General features: G+C 41.3%; 20 protein-coding genes and 1 pseudogene. All 21 read right to left on the bottom strand.

Annotated features, from left to right (window positions below):
* Positions 1 to 11: 11 nt before the first annotated feature.
* The 21 genes and pseudogenes from fliQ to flgB all read right to left on the bottom strand — a co-directional run bounded on the left by fliQ (position 12) and on the right by flgB (position 15,845).
* Positions 12 to 281, bottom strand: a complete 270-nt coding sequence (gene fliQ, locus ACBP55_RS17540) for a flagellar biosynthesis protein FliQ (protein ID WP_029195371.1) — start codon at positions 279 to 281, stop codon at positions 12 to 14.
* Positions 282 to 306: 25 nt separating this feature from the next.
* The gene (gene fliP / locus ACBP55_RS17535; RefSeq protein WP_464652959.1) at positions 307 to 1,080 is read right to left on the bottom strand and encodes a flagellar type III secretion system pore protein FliP; all 774 of its coding nucleotides are present in this window, start codon (positions 1,078 to 1,080) and stop codon (positions 307 to 309) included.
* The gene (locus ACBP55_RS17530) at positions 1,077 to 1,706 is read right to left on the bottom strand and encodes a flagellar biosynthetic protein FliO (protein ID WP_173185931.1); all 630 of its coding nucleotides are present in this window, start codon (positions 1,704 to 1,706) and stop codon (positions 1,077 to 1,079) included. The genes fliP and ACBP55_RS17530 overlap by 4 nt, the downstream gene beginning before the upstream one ends.
* Positions 1,707 to 1,754: 48 nt before the next feature.
* On the bottom strand, positions 1,755 to 2,117 hold the full coding sequence (locus ACBP55_RS17525) for a response regulator (protein ID WP_029195368.1): 363 nt from the start codon (positions 2,115 to 2,117) through the stop codon (positions 1,755 to 1,757).
* Between the two features lie 24 nt (positions 2,118 to 2,141).
* Positions 2,142 to 3,431, bottom strand: coding sequence for a flagellar motor switch phosphatase FliY (fliY, locus tag ACBP55_RS17520; protein ID WP_464652958.1), 1,290 nt, complete (start codon positions 3,429 to 3,431; stop codon positions 2,142 to 2,144).
* On the bottom strand, positions 3,421 to 4,419 hold the full coding sequence (gene fliM / locus ACBP55_RS17515) for a flagellar motor switch protein FliM (RefSeq protein ID WP_029195366.1): 999 nt from the start codon (positions 4,417 to 4,419) through the stop codon (positions 3,421 to 3,423). Before fliM ends, fliY begins: the two co-directional genes overlap by 11 nt.
* Positions 4,420 to 4,454: 35 nt before the next feature.
* Positions 4,455 to 4,940, bottom strand: coding sequence for a flagellar basal body-associated FliL family protein (locus ACBP55_RS17510; RefSeq protein ID WP_464652957.1), 486 nt, complete (start codon positions 4,938 to 4,940; stop codon positions 4,455 to 4,457).
* Positions 4,941 to 5,162: a flagellar FlbD family protein gene (locus ACBP55_RS17505; protein WP_057301552.1), complete on the bottom strand. Its 222-nt coding sequence runs from the start codon at positions 5,160 to 5,162 to the stop codon at positions 4,941 to 4,943.
* A gap of 61 nt (positions 5,163 to 5,223) precedes the next feature.
* The gene (gene flgG, locus ACBP55_RS17500; protein ID WP_464652956.1) at positions 5,224 to 6,045 is read right to left on the bottom strand and encodes a flagellar basal body rod protein FlgG; all 822 of its coding nucleotides are present in this window, start codon (positions 6,043 to 6,045) and stop codon (positions 5,224 to 5,226) included.
* 88 nt (positions 6,046 to 6,133) lie between these two features.
* Positions 6,134 to 6,520, bottom strand: coding sequence for a TIGR02530 family flagellar biosynthesis protein (locus ACBP55_RS17495; RefSeq protein ID WP_464652955.1), 387 nt, complete (start codon positions 6,518 to 6,520; stop codon positions 6,134 to 6,136).
* Complete coding sequence (locus ACBP55_RS17490; RefSeq protein ID WP_029195361.1) at positions 6,517 to 6,957, bottom strand: flagellar hook capping FlgD N-terminal domain-containing protein; 441 nt, start codon at positions 6,955 to 6,957, stop codon at positions 6,517 to 6,519. Before ACBP55_RS17490 ends, ACBP55_RS17495 begins: the two co-directional genes overlap by 4 nt.
* Before the next feature lie 35 nt (positions 6,958 to 6,992).
* The gene (locus ACBP55_RS17485; RefSeq protein WP_464652954.1) at positions 6,993 to 8,429 is read right to left on the bottom strand and encodes a flagellar hook-length control protein FliK; all 1,437 of its coding nucleotides are present in this window, start codon (positions 8,427 to 8,429) and stop codon (positions 6,993 to 6,995) included.
* 32 nt (positions 8,430 to 8,461) lie between these two features.
* A complete protein-coding gene (locus ACBP55_RS17480) occupies positions 8,462 to 9,370 on the bottom strand; it encodes a MotE family protein (protein WP_464652953.1) in 909 nt (302 codons plus the stop codon).
* 24 nt (positions 9,371 to 9,394) lie between these two features.
* Complete coding sequence (gene fliJ, locus ACBP55_RS17475) at positions 9,395 to 9,838, bottom strand: flagellar export protein FliJ (protein WP_464652952.1); 444 nt, start codon at positions 9,836 to 9,838, stop codon at positions 9,395 to 9,397.
* Between the two features lie 9 nt (positions 9,839 to 9,847).
* Positions 9,848 to 11,173 (bottom strand): flagellar protein export ATPase FliI, encoded by a 1,326-nt coding sequence (fliI, locus tag ACBP55_RS17470; protein ID WP_464652951.1) that lies wholly within the window; start codon positions 11,171 to 11,173, stop codon positions 9,848 to 9,850.
* On the bottom strand, positions 11,170 to 12,003 hold the full coding sequence (locus tag ACBP55_RS17465; protein WP_464652950.1) for a FliH/SctL family protein: 834 nt from the start codon (positions 12,001 to 12,003) through the stop codon (positions 11,170 to 11,172). Before ACBP55_RS17465 ends, fliI begins: the two co-directional genes overlap by 4 nt.
* Positions 11,996 to 13,012 (bottom strand): flagellar motor switch protein FliG, encoded by a 1,017-nt coding sequence (gene fliG, locus ACBP55_RS17460; RefSeq protein WP_047672819.1) that lies wholly within the window; start codon positions 13,010 to 13,012, stop codon positions 11,996 to 11,998. Before fliG ends, ACBP55_RS17465 begins: the two co-directional genes overlap by 8 nt.
* 12 nt (positions 13,013 to 13,024) lie before the next feature.
* Positions 13,025 to 14,608 (bottom strand): flagellar basal-body MS-ring/collar protein FliF, encoded by a 1,584-nt coding sequence (gene fliF / locus ACBP55_RS17455; RefSeq protein ID WP_464652949.1) that lies wholly within the window; start codon positions 14,606 to 14,608, stop codon positions 13,025 to 13,027.
* Positions 14,609 to 14,651: 43 nt separating this feature from the next.
* Positions 14,652 to 14,960, bottom strand: a complete 309-nt coding sequence (fliE, locus tag ACBP55_RS17450; RefSeq protein ID WP_173185921.1) for a flagellar hook-basal body complex protein FliE — start codon at positions 14,958 to 14,960, stop codon at positions 14,652 to 14,654.
* Positions 14,961 to 14,980: 20 nt separating this feature from the next.
* Positions 14,981 to 15,431: pseudogene (flgC, locus tag ACBP55_RS17445) on the bottom strand (flagellar basal body rod protein FlgC).
* Positions 15,432 to 15,437: 6 nt separating this feature from the next.
* Positions 15,438 to 15,845 (bottom strand): flagellar basal body rod protein FlgB, encoded by a 408-nt coding sequence (gene flgB, locus ACBP55_RS17440; RefSeq protein ID WP_029195351.1) that lies wholly within the window; start codon positions 15,843 to 15,845, stop codon positions 15,438 to 15,440.
* Positions 15,846 to 16,040 lie beyond the last annotated feature (195 nt).

Genomic DNA, 16,040 nt, shown 5'->3' with positions numbered 1-16,040 from the left:
TCGCTCACAACCTATCCAACGAATTTGTAAAGGTTGTTGAGTAAATTAAAGGTAAAGTCAACCAGTGTATTCATGATCCAAGGTCCAAATATTAAGATAGACAGCAGAACCGCAACAATTTTGGGAACAAACGCTAAGGTTTGTTCTTGAATCTGCGTCGTTGCTTGAAAAATACTAATGATGAGACCAACGACAAGACCAATAATAAGCATGGGGGCACTTGCTTTAAGCACAGTATAAACAGCCTCACCAGCAATCCGTATTACAAATTCCGAACCCATTTAGAAACCTCCGATATCTTGATCCTTAACCATAGCTTAGGAGTAATGATCTCACCACAAGATACCAACCATCTACAAGTATGAAAAGTAGAATTTTAAAAGGAAGCGAAATCATAACAGGCGGTAACATCATCATTCCCATTGCCATTAAGGTACTGGATACAACCATATCTATGACCAGAAACGGGATGAAAATCATGAATCCCATCTGGAAAGCTGATTTCAGTTCACTTATTGCGTATGCCGGAACTAATGAAGTAATCGGTATATCTTCTACGCCTGTAGGTGCCTTAGCTTTGGTGTAGTCTAAGAACAACTTTAGATCCTTCTGACGTGTATGCTTGAACATAAACTTCTTCATTGGTAACGATGCTTTCTCAAACGCTTGGGTCTGATTCATTTCACCCTTCAAATAAGGCTGCAGAGCTGTCTGATTAACCTCTCCCAAGGTTGGAGACATAATAAAAAAGGTTAAAAACAGAGCTAGTCCGATTAAAACCTGATTAGGCGGCATCTGCTGGGTTCCAAGTGAAGTTCGAACGAAACCAAGCACGATGACAATTCTTGTGAAACTTGTCATTAAAATTAGAAAAGATGGTGCAAGACTTAATACAGTTAATAAGAGCAATAAGGTTACTGTGTTAGAAGATCCACCGGCAGTGCCGCTAGTCCCAATATTCACATTTAACCCAGGGATCGGATTGTTTGGATCTGTTTCAGCAGCAGAAGCTGTCAGTGATAAGAGGAACACTGAAACCATGACAATCAGAAGCGTAAGAACTAATTTATTTCTTTTCATTCATCATTCAACCGATCTTTATGTTTTTGATCAGAAAGCCATTCGTGAGCATCTTTATTACGGTTTGATACTCGCTGCAGCCTATCATGAAATACTTGTTGAAAGGATGAAGTGATTTCTACTTCTTCCTCGATCTCTTTCTTCCTAACAGGAAGCTTGCTTAACCACTTACTTACTGCACCAAAGCCCACGCGATCATCCTGGGATGAAGTTAGCAGTTCCGAAATATACGCAACTTCATCGGCGTCATTGATCTTATCCAACAACTGAATGTTCTCACCGACGCCAACCACGAAGAGCGAATGACCAATTTCAACAATCTGAATCGATTTATTTTGTCCGAGGGGAACCCCACCTAAAGAACGTATTGAGTTCCCGAACAAAGAACCTTTGTTTTTCTTAGCTATGTATTTCATAAGTACAAAGAATAAGAGAATAATTAATACGAGAAAGAAAATGACCTTCACAATCATGCCAAATGAACTAAATGGATCGGTCGTCGGAAATTCCGATGTTGGAAGACCTTGTCCTGGTTCTGTTTCAGCAAAACTTATGGATTGGGTATATAACATTGCGACTATACTTAATATGGCAGTAATCAGTCGTTTCGATAGGAGTCTTCTCATAGTAACAACCCTTTCGGTTTATGTAAGACTCAACCGAACATTGACGGTTTAACCTAGAGTCTTTTTAATCGCTTCGATAACACGGTCTGCTTGAAATGGTTTCACGATAAAGTCTTTTGCCCCTGCTTGAATCGCATCAATAACCATCGCTTGCTGCCCCATAGCGGAACACATAATGACTTTTGCAGTAGGTTCAATTTTTTTGATTTCTTTCAATGCTTGAATGCCGTCCATCTCAGGCATCGTAATATCCATAGTAATTAAATCAGGTTTCAATTCCTTGTATTTCTCGATAGCTTGAGCACCATCATTCGCTTCGCCACAAACCTCATAACCATTTTTAGATAAAATATCACGAATCATCATTCTCATAAATGCAGCATCATCAACAATAAGAATACGGTTAGCCATGAGTAAAATCCCCCTAAATTTAAATTATTGTAACTTTTGAATTCGTTCCCACTGGTTAACAATGTCAGTTACACGAACCCCAAAATTTTCATCGATGACGACAACTTCGCCTTTGGCAATCAACTTATTATTTACTAAGATATCTACAGGCTCACCTGCCAGCTTATCCAATTCAATGATCGATCCCTGGGAAAGTTCTAAGATGTCTTTAATCACCTTGTGCGTTCTGCCTAATTCTACAGTCACCTTAAGTGGTATATCGAGTAGTAAATTAAGATTTGTATCATCAGCATGTCCCAACGAACCTGATTGTAAATTCCCAAACTGCACGGGTTGAACATTGACATTCCGATTCGGCATCCCACCATAAGCTGCCGGAGGCTGCTGATAAATGGGTTGTTGTGCCGGGTACATGGGCTGTTGTGGTGGATACATCGGCTGCCCCATTGGTGGCTGTTGATACATCGGTTGTTCATACATTGGCTGCTGCTGTTGGTACATAGGCTGCTCGTAAATGGGACTTGGAGCTGCTGGAGGCGGCGTATGAGCTTCCTCTGTAGGTACTGGTGACTGTGCTGCAGGAGCAGGTGCTTGAGCCGCTGATGCAGCCTCCATTGAAGAGTCAGAATCACCACCCATAAGAATCGATACCATTTCTTTGGCGAATGGAACAGGTAGTAATTGCATGATGTTAGAATCAATAAGATCGCCAATGGTTAGTCGGAACGATATCTTTATAAATACGTCCTCATCGGGTAGTTTTCCTTCTCCTTTCGACAAATTTAATATGTCGATACCTGGAGGAGAGATATTGACAAATCGATTAAAGATGGTAGACATGGACGTAGCCGAAGATCCCATCATCTGATTCATAGCTTCTTGAACAGCGCTGATGTGAATTTCACTAAGATTTTCATCACCACCGGTACCATCGCCGCCCATCATTAAATCAGCAATGACTTGAGCATCACGTGTTTTTATGACAAGTAGATTAATACCATCAAAACCATCAACATAATTTACATGAACGGCTACATGAGGTCTCGGAAACTGCTCTTCCAATTCTTCTTTACCAATAATAGAAACCTTTGGTGTCGTAATGTCTACTTTCTTTCCAAGCAATGTCGAAAGCGCTGTGGCTGCACTGCCGAAAGTGATATTACCAATTTCACCAAGTGCATCCTGTTCTAGGGGAGATAAATAGTCTTCAACTTTAGGAGGCCCGTTAAAAGAAGAGGCTGAACTATCGTCCGATGACTGTCTCAACAAAGCATCGATCTCTTCCTGGGACAAATAATCTCTGTTATTCGTCATAATCTTCTTCTCCTTCGTTTACGATTTCTGTAATTTGTACAGCCATCTTCCCTTTTAAGGTACCGGGGCTTCCGAGATATTTCAGCTTCTCGCCCACTTTGACTTGAAGCGAATCTTCGACGGATTTATGCAGCGGGATTACATCGCCAGCCGTTAAGCCAAGGAAATCACGTATGGAAATTTCAGACGATCCCAATTCTGCAATGAGTGGCAGCTTGGTTTTTTCCAAGCGGGATTGAAGTGCTTCCACTTCTTCGGGTGCTCTCGTCTTCTTCTGGGAGACAAACCAATGATGCACAGAAAGTCGAGGCATAATGGGTTCGATAACCACATGGGGGATACACAAGTTGATCATCCCTGTTGTATCACCGATTTTGGTGCTAAGTGATATTAGCGCAATGGTTTCATTAGGTGAAACAATCTGCATGAACTGCGGATTTGTTTCAAGTGCCTCTAAACGAGGTTGAATATCTATGACAGTCTTCCATGCCTCTTGTAAACTATCGAATGCTCTGCTAAAAATACGTTCCATCACAATCGTTTCAATCTCAGTTAAAGCATTAATTTTGGTTGGGGTCGTACCCGCACCGCCTAACAAACGATCCAACATAGCAAATGCAACATTGGGATGAACCTCAAGCACCATTCGACCCTCTAAAGGCTCCGCTTCAAAGATGTTCAAAATGGTCATTTTAGGGATCGAACGAATAAATTCGTCGTAGGGCAGTTGTTCAACCTGGACTACACTAATCTGTACGAACGTACGGAGCTGAGCTGAAAAATACGTTGTTAAAAACCGTGCGAAGTTTTCATGAATCCGGGTTAAGCTACGAATATGATCCTTTGAGAAACGTACTGCTCTCTTAAAGTCATAAGCCCTTACCTTCTTCTGCGTTTCCTCTTTTTTAAGTTCATCCGCATCCATCTCGCCTGAGGACAAAGCAGCTAACAAGGCATCGATCTCATTTTGCGACAGAACATCAACCATTCGAGTCACCTCCTTTAAGCAAAATCAAAAGCGAGTTATTGAAGTACTTTATCAGTTATCCAAATTTGCTTGATTTTACCCTCATGTAGCAAGGGGTTTAATTTGTTCATTAAGGTAGAGATTAAACTGTCGGAACCCTTGCTTCCTTCAATTTGATCTTTTGTCAAATCTCCAAGCGCTTGTACGATTGTGCCTTTAACCGCTGAGTCCAGCAAACTATCAAACTCTGCCTTACCCTTTGAGTTTTCTAATTCAAAAGCGAAGCTGATTTTAATAAAATTTTGACTGCCAGACAAATTCGTCAAAATATCTTTAATAATTGCGGTATTAGCCTTTTTAGCTTCCGCAGTTGGTGCTTTCGTTGGCTTCACGCTTGCAACTGCTTCCTGAGCTTGTACCGCAGGGTCCTTGGATTGATTATTTTTCTCCATAAAGTTCCACAAAACAAAGGCAGCCGTCAAAATCAGAGTAATCGCAATTAGAATGGAGACAATGAGTATGAAAATTTTGTTCTTAAACACTTACGAACCCTCCGCATCCCTGGACTTTATTGTCGCTCGAACTGAGCCAATCTCCTGCATGTAGGTCCGCACTAAGCTTACCACAACCTCTGCCTTTTCGAGTACAGTGATTTTCTTACCTGTAGTCAACGTGATCATGGTGTCTGGAGTCTCTTCAATAATTTCGATAAGCAAAGCATTCAGGATAATGGCTTTCCCGTTTAAACGAGTGAGAGAAATCATGTTTCTCCTCCTGTATCAGGATAAGGGGAGACTAGCTCCCCTCTTTCACATCAACTTAAGACTAATGTTTAAGATTAACGACTTCTTGAAGGACTTCATCCGATGTTGTAATAATCCGAGAATTCGCTTGGAAACCGCGTTGAGCGATAATCATTTCCGTGAATTCACCAGTTAAGTCAACATTGGACATCTCCAGTTGGCCCGAGATAAGAGTACCTGTACCTGTTGTAGGGTCACCCGCTGCCCCAACTGTAATTGCACCATCTGGGTTCGCATTTGCAGTCATTCGATACAAATTCCCGCCAATTTTCTCAAGACCTGAAGGGTTAACGACTTTAACTACGCCAACTTTTTGACCTGTATTAACCGTTGCTCCTGTAGTGTTAACACCAATGATATCACCGTTTTGTGCAATCGAGAATGAAACAATGTCATCAGGAAGCACAATCGGACCGCCACCATCAGCACCCATAACATGTAGTCCTTCGGCATTTACAAGGTTTCTAGTTGGATCTAAGGTAAAGTTACCTGATCTTGTCAAATATGGCGCGTCAACCTGATCGGTATTTCCCACTGCAAAAAATCCATCACCATTAATACGCAAATCAGTAGGAACATTTGTTGTCATCGCACTACCAGCCGTATGTATAGTATCTATGGCGGCCAAACTGACACCTAACCCAACTTGCTGAGCATTCACACCACCGCGGTTTGCATCAGCAGCACTAACACCTGCAACAGTTTGACTAAGAATATCTTTAAACATAACACGGCTGCCTTTGAATCCGATGGTATTTACGTTTGCGATATTATTCCCAATAACATCCAATTTCGTTTGAAAACCACGCATACCTGAAACGCCTGAGTACAAAGATCTTAACATCTAATTGGCCTCCTAATCGGATATAAATATAATGAGCTGCTTCAATCGCTCCACAGCCCCAGGCTTCCTGCACGGTCGAGCCTGATGGTTAAGAAATAATAATGGCACTGTCTATTTGCGTGAAAACATGTTCATTCATTGAGTTTCCATCAAGCGCCGTCACAACAGTTCGGTTAGGAACATTAACAATTAAAGCATTTCCACCTAGAATCATAAGTGCATCCTTAGCACCTTTCGCGGCTACCTTATCGATGGCTGTACTAAGCTTATCCAATTGCTCAGGCTTTAGTTGGATGCCTCTCTCCTTAAGTCGAACCTCTGCATGATGACTGAAACGAACAAATTGCTCCTGAAGAAGTTTCTGAAAAGTAGAATTACCGGATTGGGTTACCGGCTGCTGTACAGGTGCTCGTCTCGTAGACGCTGGAGAAACCGCATTAGGATAAAGCTGCCCTAAGGATATTCTCTCTGTCATTTCGTTTCTCCAACGTTCTCAATTTTCTTGAGCTTGTCTAGAGAAATTTCAACTCCCTTCACATTGGCGTATTGATTTCCGTCTTTAAATGAGATGGAATCAACAACACCAGACTTTTCAACCGATGCTCCAGAAGAGTCAATCTCCGTCCATGTGATTGATTTACCGATTAATCCTGAAACAAAACCAAGAGATTGACGCATTAACTTCATTTCACCAGCCATATTGGTTAACTGCTCTACGGATGTGAATTGCGCCATCTGTGCAATAAATTCTTTATCTTGTAAAGGCTGCGTCGGATCTTGATTTTGAAGTTGTGTAATCAAGATTTTAAGGAAATCATCTTTTCCTAACGTATTATTTTTATCTTTGCTTTTCGCATTTTTGCCAGAATTAATAATATCCGACACATTACCGACGATGGGGCTTGTAGCCACACTTTCACCTCCAACTGCTTCACATAGATTGCCTTTTAGGCAATAACATCGAAGGAGTTACCATTAACTGTCGTTCGAATTTGAGTCACATTTTGTATTTCTTGATTAAATTCAATTGAATCTTCATCATAGTTTCCGGAAGCATTTTTACTTTGACGCTGAGATTGACTAAATGTTTGCTGTTGACGCTGATCTTGGAACATACTGGATTGCATGTTTTGATTTTGAGTGACCTCAAGCTTCTCAACTTGCAAACCTTGTGTTTGAAGAGCTTGTCTTAACTGCGGAAGCTGACTTTCCAGCATCTGCTTTCCAGCTAAGGAATCAGCTGCAAATTGAGCGATCAGTTGTCCATCCTGCATCGATATTCTCACATCAATATGACCGAGATTTTTGGGGAATAAAGATAGTTTAGCTTCAGAAAATCCGCCAGCCATCGTTATCTTCATGTTCTTCAAAACATGCTCTGTCATTTCTTCAGTAAAATTCGCCGCATTGATTGTTGCTGTTGGCGCTTTATCAACTGGAAAAGCAGCCTGTTGCGCTTTTTGCAGATCACCAATCGTAACGATGGAATTCGTTGCTGGAGCTTCTTCAGTCGGCAAATCAACAAGGGCTATGAATGGTTCTTCGGACGCTGTTGTAGTCTCAACAACAGGTGCGTGAAGTACATTCTTAATTGCCAAAAGCTCAAGCTTTGACTTTGTTGGTTGCACGAGTGTAAATGAATCTCCATCAATCTTCTGCTCAACACCTAGCTTATTTGCCTTTTTAACATGACTTCCTCTGTTAACAGATGTGGTATCACTCTTACTCTCATCTACCAAACCTTCCGTAGACTTGGGAGCTTTCGCTGCTGCTTCAGATGTTGGTCCCTTCAATGTCGCCATTAACTCTGGAAGCAAAGGCTCAATTGTACTAAGCAAGTCCTGGTTCAAAAACTTCAAAATAGGGTTGTCAGGCTGCTGTTTAGTCAAAGTTGTCAGAGTAAGCAAAGTATTCTGGGCCTGTAAATTAAATGTATCTGCTGGCTGAAGATTCAAACCATTGGGAAGTGTGAAAGCTGCGTTTGATTGTGCATCACCAAGTGTGCTTAACAACTGCCCAGCATCTTCGAACCACTTCTTCACGTTCTGATCTTGTAATAATTGTTCAGCTAGCTTAGGATTACTGTTCATTGCCTCCAAAAGCATTTCTGGTAGAGGTTGATCTCCCTTTCCTTGATCGACCTGCTGTACAGCGGCGCCTTGAAGGGGCATTACCAAGCTTTGAAGCATTTGAAGCAGCATGTTCAGAGAAAGAGCTGAATCGGAAGCATTTTCATCACCAGAAGCATTCTCTTGTACAATTTGACCATCTAATACTTGATTAAAAGAAGTATCTTTGGTTGCCGTTTCAGTCGTACTCGCTTTACCAGTTGTTGTTGAAACTGAGTTGTTTACAGTAGGTACTGTTGGCATTTGTACGTCCATTTTTTTCACCTCCCTTCGTGAAATCAATGACATTACGGAACAAGTTTAGCTGAAATTGAAGCTGCGATTTCTTTATTTGCGTCTGACAAGGAAGACATTACTTTAGAACGAGAAGCGTTATCCATCCCACTGAGAATAGCTAACACTTTATCAGGGTTAGATTTATTCATTTCCAGAAGGACATTGGAAGCACTTTTCGGCGTCATGTTGGCAAAAGTTTGCCCTAAATCTGTTTTACTTACGGATGTTGTAGTCTTTGTCGCTCCATTCGTTGCCAGCCTCTCTTGCAGTGCAGCTATTTGTTTATCACGAATAGGAACAACATCCTTAACCCCAATCGAAGCCTCAGCCGCTTTAGCAGGGGTCATCTTTTCAAGAATAGCTCCACGACTATCTGCTTTCATCATTGAAAACACAAGAACCATCTCTTTAGGCGTCAAAGCTTCAATGATTGGGGCTGCTTTACTTGGATTCATTTTTGCATACATATTCGCAAGTTGAGTAATTTGATTGTTGTATTCTTCTTCGGTTTGTGTTTTATTCTTCAGCTTCTCTTCCAAATCAGTTAACTTCGCTTGAGCATCTTTCAGTGAAAGATCCTTCTGTTCGGTTGTCGAATCTGCTTTCTGCAAAGCCGATTGAAGTTCAGCAATTCTTGCGTTTAGTTTCGTAATCTCTTCATCTTTAACCTTGATGCTTTGCTCAGATGTCGGTGCTTTACCATCGCTCGTCACTACTGCTTTTTCTTTTGGAGCAGGGACGATTGTCCCAATGACCGGTGTATTGTGCAGCGCCTTCTGAATACTGCTCTTGATATCATAATCAAAAATTGACAACAGCACGAAGAGCAAAACTGCCGTAAACACAAAGGGGATGACAAACCATATCAGAAATCGTTCCAGTGCACTATAAGATGCACCCTCTATGCTTGTATCGGCCATCTCCTCTTCCCTCCTTTGCCTTCCTCAATACGTTAGTCGTCTGAAACGGTTGGTAGCCATCTCATCTAAAGCTTCTTGCTCTTTTTTGGCGACAAAAGACTGAAATTGGTTGTATGCCTTCTCTCTTGCTTTCGACCATACTTTCTCATCCATCATTCTTTCCGAAAGATGCTCCTGCTTTTTGAGCACGACATGCTGTGCTTGCTGCACATCCAAATGCTTACGTGCGATCTGTTGATCAACATGATTCATGTAGTTTTGCATTAACAACATCTTGGAAATGGATACCGAACCGCTAGATACATTGGCCATTTCGTTATGAAGGCTATCTTTTTGCTCAAACAATCCATGCAAGCTCGTTTCTTCGTTCCTTAGTTGCCCCATTGCCTCAGACAGTATCCACTCTGCCTGTGTTCGTTCATTGTTTTTCAAATCGACAATTTGCTGGAAAGAATAACGAAAATTCATTCAGGAACCTCATCCCTTATAAAATTCATGAATCAAACGTTCTTGAGCTTCTTCAAACGTCAACTTCTCAGAGGTTTTTTGCTTCGTGAAATCCCATATTGCCTCGATATTATCCATAGCGATATCAATATTTTGGTTAGAACCTTTTTGGTATGCCCCTATATTGATAAGATCTTCCGAATCTTTATATATAGAAAGAAGTCGCTTCAATTGATCAGCTGCTTCCATGTGTTCAGTAGGAACAATTTCTTTCATGACTCGGCTTACGCTGGATAAAACATCGATGGCTGGGTAATGACCTTTATTAGCAATGCTGCGATTAAGGACAATATGTCCATCCAAAATACCTCGCACAGCATCAGCGATAGGCTCATTCATATCATCCCCATCAACAAGCACGGTATAAAAAGCGGTTATAGAACCCTTTGGACCCGTACCTGAACGCTCTAGAAGCCGAGGAAGCATGGCAAAAACCGAAGGTGTATAACCACGTGTGGCTGGAGGTTCTCCAACAGCAAGTCCGACTTCACGCTGCGCCATTGCAAACCGAGTGACTGAATCCATCATCATCATGACATTTAAGCCGCGATCTCGAAAATACTCAGCAATACTAGTTGCAATCATCGCACCTTTGATTCGGATCAAAGCTGGTTGATCCGACGTTGCAACAATCACAACGGATCTAGCAAGTCCTTCAGGACCTAAATCTCTTTCGATAAAGTCTAGAACCTCTCTACCACGCTCACCAATTAGAGCAATTACGTTGACGTCAGCGGATGTATTACGAGCAATCATACCCATAAGTGTACTTTTACCTACACCGGAACCTGCAAAAATACCAACACGCTGACCCTTACCAATTGTTAATAGGCCATCAATACAGCGAACACCAACCGAAATTGGATTCAGAACACGTGGACGTGTTAGCGGGTTTCCGGGAACATTATTCGTTGAATATTGTGTCATTCTAGAGGGTAAAAAAGAACCATCTAAAGGTTGACCTAAACCATCTAAAACCTTACCAAGCAGCTCATGGCCAACTTGGACAGTTAGCGGCTTTCCAGTGCCTACGACATCGCATCCAGGGCCTATCGCATCCAAATCACCGAGTGGCATCAGAACTACTTTATTGCTGCGGAATCCAACCACCTCAGCCTTTAGCGGCTTGTTAGACTTGTGCGGATATATGTAGCAGAGATCGCCAATGCTCACATCAGGACCTTCTGACTCAACTGTCAGCCCAATCACCTGTGTCACTTTACCGTTCACTCGAATCGGATCAATCGTATGCAGATGCTCCTTGTATTTATCAGCATTTGGCAGCTTGCTGCTCATAACTCGGATACCTCACTTTGAGTTGCTAATTGTCTTAGCGCCGACTTTATCTCTTTTAACTGAGTATCAATCCTGGCATCAATACTTCCAAATGAGGAACGTATCACACAGCCACGGTCTTGTACCGTAGAGTCAGGGATAATTTGCAACTCCGCTTGTGAATCAATGGAAGTTAGTAACTCTTCGCGCGCATCTTGGATATACGCAAACTGTGAAGGTGCTACACAAAGCGCGATAATTCCTTTTTCTCGTCTACGTGAAAGCACCATTTGAATTAAATCAATAACCCATTCTGGAGTTAAAGTTAACTGACGTCCAATCACTTTCTCAGCGATGGAAGTGCTAAGATCAATCAAAAATGGTTCTGATTCTTGAATGATTTGCTGCTTAAGCTTGTAGGCTTGTTCCAAAATAGATCGAGCCTCTGATAACATTTCACCGTATTCTTGTCTGAGATTTTCTTCTGCTTGAACAATCCCTTGTTCGTAGCCTTCTTCAAATCCGGATTGTCTGGATAGCGCAATGTGCTCCTCATCTTCAGCACGTCGGCTCTCCCACCAACTCGTGATTTCTGCATGTGTTTGTTCTCGAAGTGCAGCAGACTCACGCATTGCCTGATCGATTTGTTCATGAGCAAAAGCTTCAGCATCTTGAAGGATCTGCTCCTTCATACTTGTAGCTTCTGTCAACTCCTGCTGCTGTTCAGGTGTCAATAGATTGGTTTCATCTGTTAACATACCAGCACGTAATAATTCAAGCGGTGAAATCGTTTCAACTAATTTCTTATCATCTAACGGAAAATAAGCGAATGACTTAATGACATTAGACAATAATATCATCTCCTCCACCACGCGCGATGATGATTTCACCAGATTCTTCTAAGCGGCGAATCGTTGCAACAATCCGGGTTTGAGCTTCTTCAACATCACGTAAACGTACGGGGCCCATAAATTCCATTTCTTCCTTAAAGGTATCCGCCATACGTTTGGACATATTCTTGAACAAGGCATCGCGTACTTCTTCGCTTGCAACTTTAAGGGCAAGTTGCAAATCCGCATTCTCAATGTCGCGAATAATACGTTGAATGGAACGATTGTCGATATTGACAATATCTTCGAAGACAAACATCCGTTTCTTAATTTCTTCCGCAAGTTCCGGATCCTGAATTTCAAGGGAATCGAGAATGGTACGCTCTGTACCCCGATCGACACCATTCAAAATTTGAACGATAGAAGCAATACCACCTGCATTTGTGTAATCCTGAGTGACAGTAGACGATAGCTTTTGTTCAAGAACGCGTTCTACCTGACTAATGACTTCAGGAGATGTGCTATCCATGAGTGCAATACGTTTAGCAACATCAGCTTGCTTTTCCTGTGGTAACGAAGACAAGATAATCGAAGCTTGATCTGCTTGCAAATAAGACAATACCAAAGCGATTGTCTGAGAATTCTCATTTTGAATAAAGTTTAGAATTTGAGCAGGATCTGCTTTTCTTGCAAAATCGAAAGGTCTCACTTGCAGCGTTGCTGTTAAACGATTGATGATATCAAGCGCTTTTTGAGATCCCAACGCCTTTTCCAAAATATCCTTGGCGTAAGAAATACCACCTTGAGAAATAAACTCTTGGGCTAAGCATATCTGATGAAATTCGGATAAAATAGCTTCTTTTTCATAAGAATCTACTTTTCTAACATTCGCAATTTCTAGCGTTAATTGCTCGATCTCTTCTTCCCGCAAGTGTTTAAATATTTGTGCAGACACCTCAGGGCCTAAACTGATCAAAAGAATGGCTGCCTTTTGTCGTCCTGTTAACCCTTGCAGAGCAGCTTTGGCCATACAAGTGCCCCCCTATTCGTCTACTAACCATGTACGAAGCAAATTGACAAAGTCTTCTGGTCGCTTTTTGGCAAGAGTCTCTAGCTGCTTGCGCACTTGATTTTCATTCGTAACATTTTGGATATCAATCGTTGGAAGCTCTGCTTTACCTGCTGCGATATTCATTTCTTGATCCAACTGTTGCTGCGCAGCTTTTCTTCGTTTTCTAATTGCGAACCCCGCAATTAATCCAATTGCAAGCGCCGCTAAAGCTAAACCTGCATAAGTTATGTACGTTGTTGTTTTTGAAGCGAGAGTATCTGTTGGTCTTGCAAAAGAATGTGCAAACACCGTAACTTTTTTCTGTAAATCTGCGTCTGTATATGTAACCTTATTATCCGCTAATGCCGTTCTTACGATATTTACTAGCGCACTTTGCACAGCAGCCTTGGTCTCAGCCGTCAATGAGTTGGGATCATCTTTAACCGGAGGCTCAATCCCTACATTAATACTTAAGTCTTTTACAACATAAGGAGTAGAGATAATATCGTTCGTAATTCGATTAACTTCATAATTGACAGTCTTATTATTTTTCTCTGAGTTCGACTTGCCTGAGCTTGCAGCCCCCGGATAGCCTGGAACATCTGTAGTCCCAGTACCTGGTACACCACCTGTATCAGCACCATTGTTCTGATAGGACTCGCTTGCTTCCTGCAGAGAAATTTCCAACCCTTTTTGATCTACTTGATTCGGTGCGCTGACTAGCTGTTCTTTGCTTTTCTTTTGATCGAAATTCATTGTTGAGAATACACTTACATTCACTTTGTCTCGGCCAAACATCGTACCCAGCATCGAATTGATATTCTTCTGCAAATCATTTCGGAACTGGTTATTAATATCCGCTTGACTAGAGACCAGACTCGTGGATGAAGTCCCGCCGACCTTCGAAGATACAAGACTCTGCCCATACTGGTCGGAGATCGTAATATTCTCTAGAGGGAGATTCTTAACACTATGCGATACTAAATTATAAATCGTATCAACTTTTGCTTGATCTAATGTATAACCCTGTTTCGTTTGCACGACAACCGATGCCGTTGCTTTCTCTTGCTGTTGCTGTAAGAAAGGTCCTTCTTCTGGAAGTGAAATGAGAACTTTCGAACTGGCGATTGCTTGATTAGAGTTAATCAACTGTTGAAGCTCGCCTTGTATCGCGTTTAAGTATTTTACTTTGAATTCGTTGTCTGTAATGCCAAATGAACTGCTATTGCTAAATGCACCAAAGCCTAAAGAGCCGTTCTTATTTAAACCTTGGGACTCAACACCAAGCTTTACATTTGCTACTTCGCTTGTTGGCACTTCGATACTTTTACCATCAGCGCTAAGATGATATGGAATCTTTGCGGTATCCAAATATGACTTGATGGCTGAAGCATCACTTGGCTGCAATTCCGTAAATGCGAGTGAATACTCCGTTTTCGATAAATTAATACTTATTATTGCCGCAGTAAGAATCAGTAGGATAACTGTCGCTATAAAAGTGATTTTCGTAGTTCTACTATATCGATTCCAATATTGCTTCACCTTTTCCCAGTACTGGAGCAGGTTCTCGTTCACTCTGTCACCTCATCGAACCAAAATTTAGCAGCATCTAGGACAATCACAGCTGCATTCTCATCATTTCTTGGTAAGCTTCAAGGACCTTGTTTCTGACCTGTACAGTCAATTCAAGTCCTAGCGATGCTTTCTCAGAAGCTATTGTCAGTTGATGAACATCGGAAAGCTCACCTTTGATGAAACTCTGATTCAAATTATCTACTTGCTGTTGTTGGGTATTTAAGTTTGTAATCGCGTTATTTAGGAACGAACCAAATCTCTTACCAAGGTCAGCAGCCCCTTCACCAGAGTTATCCTTTGGTTGAATGGAACTCATAATGTTTAATGGACTGTAACTTATTTTGTCAATCATGATGCAACCTCCTGTATGGGTTATCTACCAATCTCCAAAGCTTTGGTTATCATTGATTTACTTGCATTAAGTGCGGTTACGTTCGCTTCATAAGATCTTGTTGCAGAAATCATATCAACCATTTCTTTAAGCACATCGACATTGGGCATATAGACGAATCCATTCGCATCCGCATCTGGATGAGTTGGATTATATACTTGCTTCAATGGTGACTTATCTTCAAAAATTTTATTTACCCTTACACCTTCGCCAGTACCATCAGCCATTGCTGATTTAAGCGACTGCGCAAAGTCTGGGCTGCGACTTCGTTTCAAAAGCAACTAACTTCCTTGTATAGGGAACCCATTTCCCATCTACAAATTTTGCGCGTGTTGTATCCGCATTCGCTATATTAGAAGAGACAACATCCATTCTTAATCGCTGAGCAGTAAGTGCCGATGAACTGATGTCAAATCCATTCGTTAACCTCATTAGTAATTACTTCCCTCCTAATACTGTGCGCATTTTTTTGAACTCACTGTTCATTTGCTGAATCATTGCATTGTATTTAAGTTGGTTTTTGGCCATTAACGACATTTCATAGTCCATATCGACATTATTCATATTGTTGTTAATCGCTGTCGATTCATCCGTTTTTATTTCTGAATTCGGCAGATTTGTGGATTTCCCTATTAAGAAATGCCTAGGGTCTGTCCGATAACCTTCTATAGAGGGTGTTGATGAATTCATCTGACCTTGTAAAAGTTCTTCGAACACGACATCCGAACGCTTAAAGAAGGGTGTATCCGCATTGGCTACGTTGTTTGCTACAACCTTTTGTCTTAGAGTCGATGCATCAAGCGATCGCTCCATCAAGTTCCAACTTGGTTTGTCTAATAAAGACATTATGATACCCCCGTCTATAGAATATTCGACTTATACTTCAACATTGTATTTATCGATTCCTTCTTATTTCGACATTATTTTCATAAAATAATTCGAAATGGTCCTTATTGTAGAAATATGTAAAACATTCGCTAACCTTTCTTATCATCTAAGATATTACGATAACTTACAATAAGAAAAAAGCCCTATCTTTTA

The organism is Paenibacillus sp. WG02 (assembly GCF_055396115.1).
Note: the sequence above shows the minus strand (reverse complement) of the source record. Positions and strands in the feature narration are given on the sequence as shown.